Consider the following 13,593-nt stretch of genomic DNA (forward strand, 5'->3'; position numbering starts at 1 on the left):
CGTTGGTTATCCATCCTGCCGCACTCGACCTGCCGCACGCACTCGTGGAATGGGTGACCATGCTGATCGTCACCCGTGAGGGCGACCGGCGCTGCAAGCTCCGCCCGTCACAGCGCGCGATGGTGGCACTGGTGTACCTGCGCGAACACACCACTCTGGCGAAGATCGCTGCCGGGTTCGGGATCAGCGAGTCCACCGCGCATGCCTACACCAGCGCGGTCGTGGACCTGCTCGCCGCCCGTGCACCGGGCCTGCTGAAGACGCTGCGTGAGCACGACCCCGACTTCGTCCTGCTCGACGGGACCCTCGCCGAATGCGACCGGGTCGGCGACGGCCGGGCGGACTACTCCCACAAGCACCGACGCCACGGCGTGAACGTACAGGTCCTCACCGATCCCGACGGCCGGCTGCTGTGGCTCTCGCCCGCCCTGCCGGGCCGTACACACGACCTGACCGCCGCCCGCACCCATCGGATCATCCGCCTCTGCGAGCGCCAGGGAGTGCCGATCGTGGCCGATCTCGCTTACCAGGGCGCCGGCCCGTGGCTGACCACCGGCATCAAACGCAGACCCCTGCGGGAACTCACCACCACCGAGAAGACCCGCAACCGAGCCTTGGCCGCAGCACGCGCACCCGTCGAACGAGGCGTCGCCCGCTTGAAGTCCTGGCGCATCTTCCGCAGATCCCGCTGCAGCCCCAACCGCATGACGTCAATCGCCAAGGCCATCCTCACCCTGGAGCGGCAACGCTGAAGAAGCTCACTGAGTCTTGGACGGCGTGGGGACGCTCCGGAATCGGTCGCTTCAACCAGGCGCACAGGTAGCGACTGGGGGCGTGAGCTGTGGGGCGATCCAGGGTGAGCTCCAGGCCCGCATCATGCTCGGCTGCTGATCCGAGGCCGAACTGACTGTCCAGCCAGTCGCGGACGACCTCGCCCTCAGTGCCTGGGCGAACCGTCAGTTCAAGTGCGTCCCACCAGGCGTCGACCTCCAGCAGCCACTGCGACCACTGGCCCTCGGCAGCTGCCTCCGCCAGTTGAGAATCGATGTCCACCCAGGTGAAGAGCTTGCCGGCCATAACGCTCAAGATCCTTTCCTGGCGTCCTTCACCAGTGACTTCAAAGCTTCCAGCGCAGCTTTCTGATCATCTGCGCACAGTTCTGCACCATAGCGCCAGGCCTCATGCAGCTGATGGCTCTCGATCCAACTGCTGTCCTTGTGCCGACGGCAGCGCAAGGGGTCTTGCCCGGGGGCGGGGTCCTGAAGGTTCAGTGCCTTGGCCAAGCGGCGCAGATTGTGCGATCGCAGGTCAGTGGGCAGGGCGGAGGTGTCCTCGCGCTGCAGAATCCAGCGCAGCACCTCGGCCTTCAACCCGCACTCGGCAGCATAGAAGAGCAGCAACCTGCTGCTCGCCCCATCCCCCGCTTGCTCGGCGGCCTCTCCTTGTTTCGTGAGCCGTTCGCGGCTTCGCCGCAGCTCGCTTACCCCCACGCCGACCATCGCATCAGACTAGTGGCTGAGGGGCTCGGAGCTCTCCTCCCACAGACTCTCGGATGCGGCCATCGGGACTGGCGTCGTCAACCGCATGAAGCGAGCCCCCCAAGCGGTGACCGCTGGCGCTGGCTCAGGGCTGGGAACCGGCCAAGTTCGCCTCTCCATTCTTGCTCGACCAGACTGCAAACCTCATACCGATGCCCTGAGCTGGACACATGCTGGTCAATCGACGAACGAATCACATGGGGCCGTCCAGCCGCTGAAGAACTTGCTGAAGGTCACCGCTGTCGAGCAGGCCAACAATGACTTCGGCCATCGACATGACCCCGGGCTCTTTGACGATCAAGCCATCCGAGCACCAGAAGTACCGGCCATTCAACGCCTCGCCGGTGCTGGACCACAGGGCCATCAGCCGCTTGACCTCAGCGATGGTAAGGATTGTCGCACTCCAGCGGGAGCCATCCGGCAGCCGCACCTCTACATCGACGTTGCACACCTCGTGGAGCGCCTCCTCTCGGGTGAGGAGGAAGAGCATCTCCAGAGTTCCTGCACGGACGCGGTAGTAGGCCCCGTCCCACCCGGCGTTGGGTGCAGCACCGGCGCCCTGATCTGTCACTTCATCGGGTTCGTCCGGGTCGGCTGACATCGCTTGCCGGTGCGAGAGGGTGATTCGGCGGTGGACCGGGTCGATATCAAGGATCTTGACCAGCAAAGCGTCACCGACGTGGACGGCGGGCTGCGGGGTGTCCGGGTGCCAACCGGGGAGTTCGGAGTTGGGCACCAGCCCCTCGAAACCGTTCTCCATCTCTTCAATGCGCACGAATACGCCGAACGGTACGAGCTTGGTGACGCGGCCGACGATGGTCTGGCCGATCTGCCCGGTCAGCAGCGGCATCGGATCTTCGTGCAGGGCCTTGAGCGAGAGTGACACGCGTTCGCGGATCGGGTCGACGTCGAGGATTTCGGCGCTGATCTCCTGACCGACGGCAACGACGTCGGAGGGGTGGTTGATGGGACGCCAAGACAGCTCAGGGATATTGATCATCGCCTCGAAGCCGCCGATGTCCACGAAGGTGACGCCGAAGCTGGCGATCTGGGTCACGGAGCCGGTGATGATCTCGCCTCGGTGAAGGGTCTTGAGGAGGGCCCAGTTCCGGTCGCTCGGCGTCGGCTCGGTCCGCCAGCGGGCCCGTACCACTCCGTCGCTGTCAGGCATGACGGCGGTGAACAGAGGCAGACGTTCATCGGCATACATGGACAGGAGCGCCGCAGCGCTGGCACCGGAGATCCCCTTGGCCAGTTCCGGGAATTCGTCTTCGTCAGCGATGGCACTACGGAGCTGGCCGTCCTTGTCCTGCCAGACACATTCGACGAGCCCTTCGGTGGGGAGAGCGCCGAGGACCGCGTCTATGTCGGAGGACAGGTCCGGCCAGACGGCCAGACGTGCGCGGGGAGCGATACCGGCGCGAACCGTATCGATGGAGTCGCGCGTGAGGCGGTGCCACCGTGGGGCGCCTTCGATATATGTCTCTTCCAGGAGCCCGGCGCGGCATGCGGCGACTGCCCAGCGCAGACCGGCCCAGAATTCGTCGTCACCGGGTCGCTGGACATCGGCGTCATCGGTCTCCATCTCGTACGGAGAGGAGGCCTGACGCTCCGGGAACAGCCCTAGCGCGCGAGTTCGGGCGAGTGCCTCCTTGCAGGGCCGGGCACTGCTGATGTAGAGATACTGGTCCCATCCCACATGGACCGCGAACGTCCCTGCTGCCTCCAGCCGGCACCAGACGCCGTTGTCGCGCAACATGGCACGCACCAGTTCCAGCCCGGTTTCGAGCGATACCTCAGCTCCGTCGTGAAATCCGGTCAGGTCGGCAGGGAAGAGCCCGTCCAGCCCAAACCCGTCCACCGGAGGCTCGGCGCCGAAGTGCGCGAGGGACGGGACGTGGGGTTCACGTACGGCCAGGTTATCGACGCCGGTGTCCCCGGCGAAGGCCGCGACCGCCTGAAGATAAGACGCCTCGACCTTGCCGTGATCGCTGACATTGTCCTCACTGCCGGCGTAATGCCCGTGTTCGTCACGGTCAGCGGGGTCGTACTTGGTGACGCGGTAGACGTAGGGGAGCTGCACCGCCTCATCATCCAGCACGCCCGTGCCGCCCTGCGAGCAAATGTCATGGGAGGTGAGGCAGAGGCGTAGAGCACCCGGATCACCCGACTTGAGCGAGATCTCGGACAACCCCTGGTCGAACGTGCTCAACGCGGCCACCCCATGAAGCTGACCCCCTTCGGGAAGCGCGTTGTCGCTGCAGCCAAGAAGCTCCGCACGGAGGAACGGGACACGGCACTGAAGCTCTTCAGCGAGGAGGTCGCAGCAGCCGCCCGGAAGTCTGATGACCGGCACCGGAAGGGCCCGTTAGAGTCCGGCACGGAGAGGGGGCGTGATGGCGCTGAACAAGAGGGGGTCCCGGCGGATCACCGTTGACGGGACCGCGTACCGCTGGCGGATCCGCAGGAAGCCCTCCTACTCGCAAGATCTCTGCTGGACGCCGCTGACTTACGCGGTCGAGGTCGCCGCCGACCGACCGGGCAAGGTACTGGTCGTCACCACCGACCAGCCACACCCCGGCAATTGGCTGGGCGTCGAATTGGAGCCCGTTCGCCCGGCTGATGTCGTCGCGAGCATCCGGGAAGCCCGTCTGCAGGGGTGGGAGCCGACTCACGCAGGCCCTCCATACCTACTTGAGCGCGACCAGGACGGCGCCTTCCTCAGGGATCATTGGCCATGAAATGGTTTCGTTCCTACTGGGAAGAAGAGGATATCTGGTTCTACTTCGAAGTCGACTCGGAGGGATGGGTGACTCGACAGATCGATCTTCAAGGCCCTGAGATGACCCCGATCGCTGCTGCCTCCCTCGCCGAGTGGCAGCGGGCCTACGACGCAGGCCGCCTCGATCAGTACGACAGCAGGTTCGGGATCACAGCCGAGTTGCCCGTCTCGGAATGGGAAGGCCACGACCCCGAGCAGCTTACCTCCGAGGAGTTCGAGGAAGTCTGGGGTCCTGCACGTCAGCAGATCGCATCCCGGCCCAGCTGACCTCTCGGCCCCGCGGAGACTTCTTGGCATCATCGCGACATGACCCCGGCCCTTCCCCGCACTGTCCGAGTCGTCGACACAGCTCATCTCCTGGACCTGGCCCAGGAGGCCGCCATGCACAGCTTCAGCCAGCGGCTCCCGGTCGACTGGCTCCGAGAGCACCTCACCCCAGAGGCGACGCACTACCTGTTCCCGACGCTCGTGCAGCGGCTCACGCACCGTCCCGAGATGCCGCTGCAGTGGAGGTGCCAGCAACTGCTGACCGTCAACACCGGCGAACAGATCCGGGGTCTGCTCGACGTTCTTCCCGACACCTTCGACAAGATCCCGGAGACCCTGGACACGGCCTCCAAGAAGGACATCGTCAGCCGCATCGAGCGAGCAGTGACCGTGCGCGAGTGAATGGAACGGAAAGGTGTAGAAGCCGGTCCGTGACGCCCCTGGGCAGCGGTGAATCCTGTTGGACAATCTGAGGAAATGACACCGATCTGAGACAGCCGCCGGCCGACACGTCGTGAGACGCAAGGAGAAAGTCCAGGTCACAGCGTCGGCGTATGACACCGAAAGTGAGAACCTACAACCGGCCCGCTCCAGCGCGGGCCGACCCGGCAGGGCGCGCAGCGTAACGGTGGTGGGGGGGGGCCCGGCCCCCGGCCCGGCCCCCCCCCCCCCCCCCCCCCCGGCCCCCCCCCCCCCCCCCCCGCGGGGGGGGGGGGCCGCGGGGGGGGGCGCGCGGGGGGGGGGGGGGGGGCCCGCCCCGCCCCCCCCCCCCCCCCCACCACTCGTTCCCCGTGCGGGCCCTCGCCTTGCGCAGCTCCCCCCCCCCGCTTCAGACGGCGGCCCAGGAACCGGCACCCCTCCTTCAGTCGGCATCCCGGCCGCCCCCCCGCGACCCTGTACCCCCTGTAACTCCCCGCCCCCGAGATGGGGGGCTTCCCCGAGCTCGTGGCCTCCGCGGCCCCCTGTGGCGTACAGGTTCCATCGAATCCCCGGCCCCCTGTCGCCGCCCCCCGCGACGGAAATCGGCCAGATACTCCGCGCCCCCGTCACTCGAACAGCGGACCGTCGTTGGCGTTGTGGATCAGCGGATCTCATGCAGCACGTCTGATGCACATCTCATACGGATCATTCAGTACACCTCACAGGGATGGAGACACGGTGGGCCCGTCGTGCGTGACCGAGCGTTTCGAGCGCAGCGGAAGGGGGACCGGCACCGGCGGGCGCGCGGCTCCCGGGGCGCCCGCGGCCCCGGCCACCGGCCCGGCCGGTCGTGCGGGGCGCCCAGTGGCGGGCGGGGCGCCGGGGCACGCGGGCGCGTCGTCGAGGAAGGTGTGATGGGTATGGAGGCCCAGGCGACGAACGAGCGGGTGACCGGGCGCACCTGGACGGTGCGGCTGGACCCTGCCGGCCGCGGGCGGGCGGACGTCCGCGTCTCGTGCAGCCGGCCGGGCTGCGCCGCGCAGACGCTGCCCTCCGCGGCCGCCGGCCGTACGGCCGCGGTCGCGCACCTCAAGGCCCACCTACGGGCGGGACCGGCCCCCCGCGCCGAGGCGTACTGCGCCTGCCGGGCGGCGGAGTGCCACACCCACATCCGCCCCGCCGGACCCCGGGAGCGCCCCGCCCCCTGGCGGTGCGGCGGCGCGGTGGTCCTGGCCGTCGTGGCGGACCGGGAAGGGCGCTGGTGGCAGGTCATGGAGTGCTGCTCCCGCTGCGCCGCGGCCCACCCCACCGCGAAGGTCGTCGCCACCGCGCCGCCCCCCGCCCGGTCCGCCCCCGACAGCCAGGCTCCCGAAGGGCCGGGGCGAGCCGGCGGGGGCCCCGGCCGGCCCACCCCGGCGGCCGATCCCTTCCAGGTCGCCACCGGCCCCGCCCCGAACGGCCCGGCCGTCGTCCCGCACTTCTCGCACCGGGCCCCCGGGCCCGCGGCGGCCTCGCCCGAGGTGCCCGCCCCCCGGCCGGAAAGGGCCGCGAGATCGTCGAGGCCGGTACGCAGGCGGCCCTCGTGCGGGAGGATCGCGCAGCGCTTCGTCCCGCACGATCTCCGGCCCGTCTCCCTACGGGACGAACTCACCGAACTCGGCGAACTCTTCCGTGCCTACCAACAGCGTGAAGAGCCCGACCTCGCGCTCCTCGCCGAACTCCACGACCGCAAGGCGGAGGCCTTCCACGCCTGGGCCGAGATCACCTTCGACCCGGGGCTGCGCCTCGACGCGGAGCGTGCCGAGCAGGCCGCCGACGCCGCCCGGCTCCAGCACCTGCACCGCAGCGGACAGGCGCCGGACGGCGAAGGGCCCGCCGTGGCCAGGCTGTTGACCGCCCAGGCGCAGTGGGACCACGCACGGGCCGTCCTCGCGCACGTGGCCGACCACGGACCGCTGCCGGGGCCGGAGGCGCGCCTGCTGGTGGTGATGCTGACGCTGCGGACCGCGCAGTCCGGCGTCGGCAACCTCGTCGGGCAGGACGTCAAGGGGCTGCCCCTGCCGGATCCCGAGCAGGTGGTGGGACAGCTGGTGGAGTGCGGCTGGCTGGAACTCTCCGGGACCGTCGACGAGCTGATGGCCTCCCGGCCGGAGAACCCCACCCGGATCAGCGTGCCGTCGCTGACGCCCACCGAGGACGACCCCGGCCCGTTCACGTTCGGCCGGAAGATGCGCCCCCGGCTCAGCGGATGGGCCCAGCGCGTCGTGGGGGAGAAGAAGCTGCGCAAGGCCAGGACCGGAGCCGACGCACGGCTGCTCGCCCTCGCCCTGGCCACCCGGGTCTCCGTCGACGCACGGCTGGGGCCCGAGGGGGAGGGCATCGACCTGGATTCCCTCGTCTCCTGGTGCGTAGTCGGCCTCGACGCCCTGCCCGACCTCGTGGACCAGCTGACGGCGGCGGGCTGGCTGGAGGAGGTGGAGATCGCCGACGGCTTCCTCACCGGCCGTCTGTCCGAGCGCGTCCTCCCCTTCAGCTGCCCGCTGCTCTGAGGAACGGAAGGCGCGACCGTAAACCCGCACCACCGACCTTCTCGACAGTCCGGCTCATCGGCCTCGGAGCTTCGGCTTCGGTTACTGCGGTGGCCTCGGGGTTCGGGTTTGCGGATGTCTCCGGTACCTGTGGTCGAGAGTCCTCTGCAACCGGTCGTACGCCGACTCGCCTCCGCGGAAGCGGAGAGCACACGATGTGCGTGATCAGCGCACCCCATTCCTTCGGGTCACCTCCGCTCGCGCGGAGAACACGTGGAGCACGGCCTCGCACACGCCGCCCCCGCCGGCTCGCGCTCGCTCGTGCGGGGCTGACTCCACTGCGGAGAGGAGTGTGGATCCGTTACTCACGGGTCGGACCGTCTCGCACGGAGAAGGTTGCTGGGCGCGAGGGAAGACGTAGCTGTAGTGGGGGCGCGCCGACCGCCAGAGGGACATCTCCGTTACGCAAGAGGTGACGGACCTCTGGGATCCGTCACCGTTGGCTCAGAAGAGCCGGCTGACGAGTTCGTTGATCAGGACACGGAGTACCGTGCTGGCCGCCACGCGTGATACCTCAAGAAGGAACTCGCGTCGCAGAACGAACTTCCGCAGGAATCGAGACATTGTTTCTCCAGGGCGAGACACAGCCGAGGGTTTACGCCCATCCCTCGAGAGGGTCGTGCGTTCATCTCGATCTGCCGTCGACTGGAGAGCCAATGGGATTCCGCGCACCTCCCAGAGAGGCGTGCAGCAGTAAGTACTCTACGGGACCACGAACTTGTTGTAGCTGGGATTGACCAAATTCTCCTGCGTCGGTCTTCATCGGGAGGCAGCATGGTGGCGGAGTGTTGTGAGCCGGCGCCTTCTGCTGCGTCCTTCGGGAGCGCACCTCCACCGAACCCGCGAAAAAGGAGAACCATGCCTCTGGACTGTCGCCTCTGGGGCAAGGCCGCGGGGCTGGGTAAGGACGTCCGCGGTGTCTCCCACACGCATCCTTTGATCTGCCACCTGCTGGACACAGCGGCCGTCGCTGAGGTCGTCTGGGACGAACTGCTGACCGTGCACCAACGGAGCATGGTGGCGGAGGCGCTGCAGGTTCCGGAGGAGCAGGCGCGGACGCTCGCGGCGTTCTGGGCGGGGCTGCATGACATCGGGAAGATCCGTGTTCCGTTCCAGCTGCACCGGGGCGGGCCGAAGTCGGCGGACGGGAAGCTGCTGACCCGGAAGCTGACAAGTGAACCGGGGTACGCCTTCGGTCCCGGTGCCGAGCAGGACCGGCAGTCGCACGAAGCGGCGGCGCACTGGTGGCTGGTGGGGATCTTCAAGGAGATCGGCTATCCGTCGTCGAAGCGGCGTCCGCAGTCCCAGCTCAGTCACGCGGTGGCCCAGATGCTCGGTGGCCACGGCGGCCGCTTCCACCCGGTGGTCTACGACAAGGACACGCGGTGCCTCGCGGCGCGTCACCCCGGCATGGGTGTAGGGAGTTGGGAGGAGCAGCGGCGGATCCACTTCGACGAGGTGCGCCGAGTGGTCGGGGCGACGTCGGTCCCGCAAGGCCGGATGACGTCAGGAGCGGCCGTCGTCCTGACGGGGCTGGTGGTCCTGTCGGACTGGCTGGCCAGTATCGAAGGAGAGATCCAGGCCCGGCTCACGAAAGAGGGATGGACTGGAACCCCCGACGACCTGGACTCCTACTGGCAGATCGCCCGGTCGGCCGCTCCCCGCCTGCTGCAGCAGGCGGACCTGCTCGGGACGGGGTTCGTCCGGCCTCCGGTGCCTGGTCCGCGCGCGGGGAAGGACGGCTTGGGGGCGAGCATGGCTCGCCAGGTGCCCGAGCTAGTGGCCGCGCACGGGCCGGGCCTGGTGGTCGTAACGGCTCCGCCATCGGAGGAGCGTACGGAAGCGGCCCTTCGTGCAGCGGCCGTCCTCGGGCATGCGGCGAACGCGCGGGGCCTCTTCTACGCACTGCCGACCGGCTCAGCGGCTGACAGCCATATGGCGCAGGTGCACGCGTTCGCCGAGCAGGCGCTGACCGGCCCCTGGCAGTCGCTGCTGCTCCACAGCTCGTCCCGGCTGAAGCCGGCGGAATCCGCGGAGCAGTGGGCGCGCGCTCATGCGACCGACGGCGTCAGCGCGGAACCCGGTGAGGAGTGGGTTCCGACAGCGAACAGTTGGCTCAACTCCCATCACCGCGCGCTACTGGCTGCGCTCGGCACGGGGACGGTGGACGAGCTTCTGCAGGCCGTCATGCCGGTGAAGTTCAACGTCATGAGGCTCTTTGCCTTCTCCGGCAAGGTCGTCGTGGTCGATGAAGCTCATGCCCGCGGCGCCTGGGGGCAGAAGTTGATGCTCCGTTTCCTGGAGTGGGCCGCAGCATTGCGCATCCCGGTCGTCCTGGCCGCGACGGCAGCGGACACATCGGTGGACGCGATGCTTGCGGCCTACCGCCGCGGTGCGGGAGGAGGCCGAGAACCGGTGACGCAGCCTCGTCGGTCGCCAGGGTGGTCGTTCGTGGATGCTCGATCCGGAGGCGGGCACCTCCCTCAGCAGCCTGCTGATGCCACCCGTGCCGGCACGCTCGACATCACCGTCGTCGACGGCACGCCGTATGGCGAGATCCGGGCGGCTCTCGCACCGATCGTCGCAGCCGGCAACGGAAGAGTCGCTGTCTACCGTTCGACGCCCGCGGAAGCCATCCGTACGTTCCATCAGCTCACAGAGGACTTCCCCGGTCTGGAGGTGACCCTGATCCATGAACAGATGCGCAACAAGGACAGATGGCAGCGCCTTGCCGCCTGCCGGAGCGCCTTCGCCCCAGCAGGTGAAGACCCCAGCCCCTCCGTGCTGGTGACGACACCGATGCTGGAGCATGTCCGGGGCCTGCATTTCGACCTCGTCCTATCTGGACCGGCACCGCTCGCGGCCCTGTTGGCCCGTGCGTTGCAGGGGGCGGGTGACCGGTCGAGGCTGGTGGTGATCCGGGCGGACGACGTGTCGGAACTGGACGACGCCGCGCTGGTGCGGCGTACTGACCTGCTCCTGGGAACCGGCAGGACGGTTGCTCTGCCCGAAGAGCTGCCTCTCCTGCTGGATGAGGTGTATGCCGAAGACTTCGCCGACAGGCTGGAGCGGCCGGCGGCGCGCGGGCTTCAGCAGCTCGACAACCAGCGCGTGGTCCGTGAACGGCGGGCCGACGGTACTGCGCGGTGGCTGGCGGCGCCCGGACCGTGGGAGCTCGATGGCGACCTCAGCCTGCTGAGCCGCGACCACACCGGCGTGGAGCCCGAGCTGCTCACCTCCGTGCTCGGGGAGGACATGGTGCATGTGGTCTGTCTGTACGAGCACGACCGGCCGGGGAACAGGGTGTATCTCCTGGAGGACGGCCTCCCGGAGCGGAAGCTTGAGCGCGGTGACAAGCGGAAACCGAATCCGGGCCAGCTCGTCCCGTATCTGGTACCGGTACCGAAGCGATTCGTCGAGGCCGTGGATGGTGATGCCGACGGCGCTTGGCGCGCCATGCCCGCCCTCAAGAATGTCCTCCGACTGAACCTGAGACCGGAAGGCGACACGTGGGTGTACACCAGTTTGAAGCACCGTTTCTGCATAAGCGAACACGGTCTTATGATTGAGGAGTTGCCATAAACGACTGCCCCCCTCCGCGCGTCCGTCTACCATTCAGTGGACGTCCGACCATGGGGGGAGGGACGTGGCCGCGCCTGCGTCCGATGTGATCGATCAGCCATGGATTCCTGTCGCATGGTTGGAGGGGAAGCCAGGCCCATCGCATGTGGGCCTCAGGGATCTGTTCCTGCATGCCCGGGAGATCCGCACGCTGCTGATTCCGGAAGCCCCGGCTCACTCGGCGCTGCTGCGCTTGCTGTACGCGCTCACTGCCCGGATCACCGCTCTGGACGAGGCGGGTCCCGGCAGCTGGGGCGATCGACGGGAGGAAATCCTCGAACAGGGATTTCCTGAAGAGGGCGTCGAGCTCCCCGGTGGCCGCAAGGCCGGCATCGCGGGCTACTTCGACCAGTGGGCCCATCGTTTCGACCTGTTCGACCGCGACCGACCCTGGCTCCAGGATCCTCGCCTTCCCGAGCAGTGCGACAGGAACCAGACCGCCGGCGTCCACAAGCTGGTCATGAGCCGGGCGGCGGGCAACAACCACTCCTGGTTCGGGCACTGGAGTCATGACGAGCTTGTACTCCCTGACCTTTCGCAGGCGGCGCTTTCGCTGCTGACCTGGCACTACTGGGGTTCGCCCGGCGCCCTCTCCAGGCGTGCGGTCGGCCACGTGAGTCACCATTACGCGAAGGCGTCACCCCTGCGGGCCGCACTGTCGTATCACCCGGAGTGCGACAACCTCTTCCTGACGCTGTTGGCGGGGCTGACCCCGCCGGACGGCGACGTCAGCCGGCAGACCGACCTGTGCCCGTGGGAGCGCGAGGACCTCCCGGACCCGCTCAAGCCCATGCCCGAGCCGCAAGGGCCCTGCTCACGGCTCACCGCCTGTTCACAGCACGCGCTGTACCTCGTCCCGGCCGAGGACGGCGAGCACACCAGAGACGCGTACATCACCTGGGCCTACGACGCCGAACGGATCCGGCCGGAAGACGACTACCTGATCTGGGACATCGGCAAGGAAGGAGAGACCTACCCCCGGCTCGCACGCTCCTCCCGTTCCCTCTGGAGGGACGTCGACGCCCTTCTGCTCAAACAGCTGGACGACGCGAGCCCCGTCCAGCCCAAGGTCATGAGCCACGCCTTCGACGTCAGCGAGTACCTGCGCGTGCGGGCGCTCGGCTTCGAACAGGACGCCGGCAAGTCGGCCAACCACCAATACGTCGATTCCACCACGCCGGTACTCCTCACCCGAGTCGAGGAAGACGTGATGAGCAGCGACCTGCCCGTACGGCAGCTCCGGGAACTCGGTGAGCTCTTCGGATACCGGCTGGAGAAGGCTACGAAGGAAGCCTGGCTGAAGTACACGGATGACAAGAAGAACGACCCCGGGGCCTGGCTGGACGCGGTCGCCGCACGGTACTGGCCGTCGGCCGAGGACGAGTTCTGGTCCAGGTTCCGTCAGTTGAACCGCGCCGAGGGCGGCGTGGACTCCGGCTTCGACTTCGAGGCCGCTTGCCGGGCCTTCGGGCGGCACGCCCTCGACGCGTACGAGACGGTGACCGATTCCGTGACACGTACCCCACGGGGCGCGAAGGCCGTCACCAAGGCGAAGGCGATCATCCTCGCCGCCCTGAAAGACCCGTACAAGGCGATGAAGCAACCGAAGACGAAATGAACGCCCGAGAAGTCGTGACCGCCGCCCACCGATCCGAGGACAGGCAGTGACCTCCCCAGCCCCTGAAGCGAGCAAGCGCCCGAGGACTCGTGCCTCGTACATCGCTTTCACCCTGGACATCGAACGTCTGTGCCGCAGGGACTCCGGAGCCCGTGCGGCCCTGCGCGCGGGGCTCCGCCGCGATCTGGACCACCCGCGCGCCCGCCCCATGCACCGGCTGCTGACGACGCGCCTGCCGGAAGAGTGCGATGACAGAACAGCGCAGGCCCATTACACGATCGCCTCGCTGATCGCAGCACAGCCCCGACACGCCTTCGCGCCCGGTCAGGAAGACGACGAAGACACCGAGGCCGAACAAGGCGGGCAGGTTCTTGAGGAGAACGGCGGACCGGACGGGGGGACCGCGGCGTCGGGCTCCACCCGGTCGGACACCACCCCGTCGGATCCCCCTCCGTACAGCCCGTACGGTTCCTCGTTCGGCGCCACTTTGGGGCAAGCCGTCATGGCCAAGGGCGCCTCCATGCGGATGAGCGCCGCGGAGAACCGCATCAACCTCCTGACACGGCAGAGCCTCCGCGGCATCCATCTGCACCTCCCCGCCGCGGTGAACCAGGTGCGCGCCACCGATTCCCCCATCGATTGGGGACAGTTGCTGACAGACCTCGTCGACTGGCCCTACCAGTCCGGGCGTATCGGTCGTCGCTGGCTGCAGGACTTCTACCGGATCACCGCCCGTGCCGACCAGGACTGACCTGCTCA

12 protein-coding genes are annotated in these 13,593 nt (G+C 68.1%); 9 read left to right on the forward strand and 3 right to left on the reverse strand.

Annotation, left to right across the window (positions count from 1 at the left end):
- The first annotated feature begins 2 nt into the window (after nt 1-2).
- Nucleotides 3-752 carry a transposase family protein gene (locus ACH4K1_RS03515; protein WP_398086110.1) on the forward strand — a complete coding sequence of 250 codons (750 nt, stop codon included), beginning with the start codon at nt 3-5 and terminating at the stop codon, nt 750-752.
- Here ACH4K1_RS03515 and ACH4K1_RS03520 read toward each other — a convergent pair.
- From ACH4K1_RS03520 to ACH4K1_RS03530, 3 genes are all read right to left on the reverse strand, one after another.
- A complete protein-coding gene (locus tag ACH4K1_RS03520) occupies nt 730-1,077 on the reverse strand; it encodes a hypothetical protein (RefSeq protein WP_398086113.1) in 348 nt (115 codons plus the stop codon). The two genes, ACH4K1_RS03515 and ACH4K1_RS03520, sit on opposite strands and share 23 nt — an antisense overlap.
- A 5-nt stretch (nt 1,078-1,082) precedes the next feature.
- Nucleotides 1,083-1,499 carry a hypothetical protein gene (locus tag ACH4K1_RS03525; RefSeq protein WP_398086116.1) on the reverse strand — a complete coding sequence of 139 codons (417 nt, stop codon included), beginning with the start codon at nt 1,497-1,499 and terminating at the stop codon, nt 1,083-1,085.
- 232 nt (nt 1,500-1,731) lie between these two features.
- Nucleotides 1,732-3,750: a S1 RNA-binding domain-containing protein gene (locus tag ACH4K1_RS03530; RefSeq protein ID WP_398086119.1), complete on the reverse strand. Its 2,019-nt coding sequence runs from the start codon at nt 3,748-3,750 to the stop codon at nt 1,732-1,734.
- Here ACH4K1_RS03530 and ACH4K1_RS03535 point away from each other — a divergent pair.
- From ACH4K1_RS03535 to casB, 8 genes are all read left to right on the forward strand, one after another.
- Nucleotides 3,733-3,975, forward strand: coding sequence for a hypothetical protein (locus tag ACH4K1_RS03535; protein WP_398086592.1), 243 nt, complete (start codon nt 3,733-3,735; stop codon nt 3,973-3,975). The two genes, ACH4K1_RS03530 and ACH4K1_RS03535, sit on opposite strands and share 18 nt — an antisense overlap.
- Nucleotides 3,935-4,279: a hypothetical protein gene (locus tag ACH4K1_RS03540; protein WP_398086121.1), complete on the forward strand. Its 345-nt coding sequence runs from the start codon at nt 3,935-3,937 to the stop codon at nt 4,277-4,279. The genes ACH4K1_RS03535 and ACH4K1_RS03540 overlap by 41 nt, the downstream gene beginning before the upstream one ends.
- Nucleotides 4,276-4,587 (forward strand): hypothetical protein, encoded by a 312-nt coding sequence (locus tag ACH4K1_RS03545; RefSeq protein ID WP_398086124.1) that lies wholly within the window; start codon nt 4,276-4,278, stop codon nt 4,585-4,587. The genes ACH4K1_RS03540 and ACH4K1_RS03545 overlap by 4 nt, the downstream gene beginning before the upstream one ends.
- A gap of 39 nt (nt 4,588-4,626) precedes the next feature.
- A complete protein-coding gene (locus ACH4K1_RS03550; RefSeq protein WP_398086125.1) occupies nt 4,627-4,989 on the forward strand; it encodes a hypothetical protein in 363 nt (120 codons plus the stop codon).
- 932 nt (nt 4,990-5,921) lie between these two features.
- Nucleotides 5,922-7,556: a hypothetical protein gene (locus ACH4K1_RS03555; RefSeq protein ID WP_398086127.1), complete on the forward strand. Its 1,635-nt coding sequence runs from the start codon at nt 5,922-5,924 to the stop codon at nt 7,554-7,556.
- 897 nt (nt 7,557-8,453) lie between these two features.
- Complete coding sequence (locus ACH4K1_RS03560) at nt 8,454-11,177, forward strand: CRISPR-associated endonuclease Cas3'' (protein WP_398086129.1); 2,724 nt, start codon at nt 8,454-8,456, stop codon at nt 11,175-11,177.
- 64 nt (nt 11,178-11,241) lie between these two features.
- Complete coding sequence (casA, locus tag ACH4K1_RS03565) at nt 11,242-12,834, forward strand: type I-E CRISPR-associated protein Cse1/CasA (protein ID WP_398086132.1); 1,593 nt, start codon at nt 11,242-11,244, stop codon at nt 12,832-12,834.
- A gap of 46 nt (nt 12,835-12,880) precedes the next feature.
- Nucleotides 12,881-13,585, forward strand: a complete 705-nt coding sequence (casB, locus tag ACH4K1_RS03570; RefSeq protein WP_398086135.1) for a type I-E CRISPR-associated protein Cse2/CasB — start codon at nt 12,881-12,883, stop codon at nt 13,583-13,585.
- The last annotated feature ends 8 nt before the right edge of the window (nt 13,586-13,593 follow it).

This window comes from Streptomyces sp. NPDC017448 (assembly GCF_044330565.1).
GTDB lineage: Bacteria > Actinomycetota > Actinomycetes > Streptomycetales > Streptomycetaceae > Streptomyces.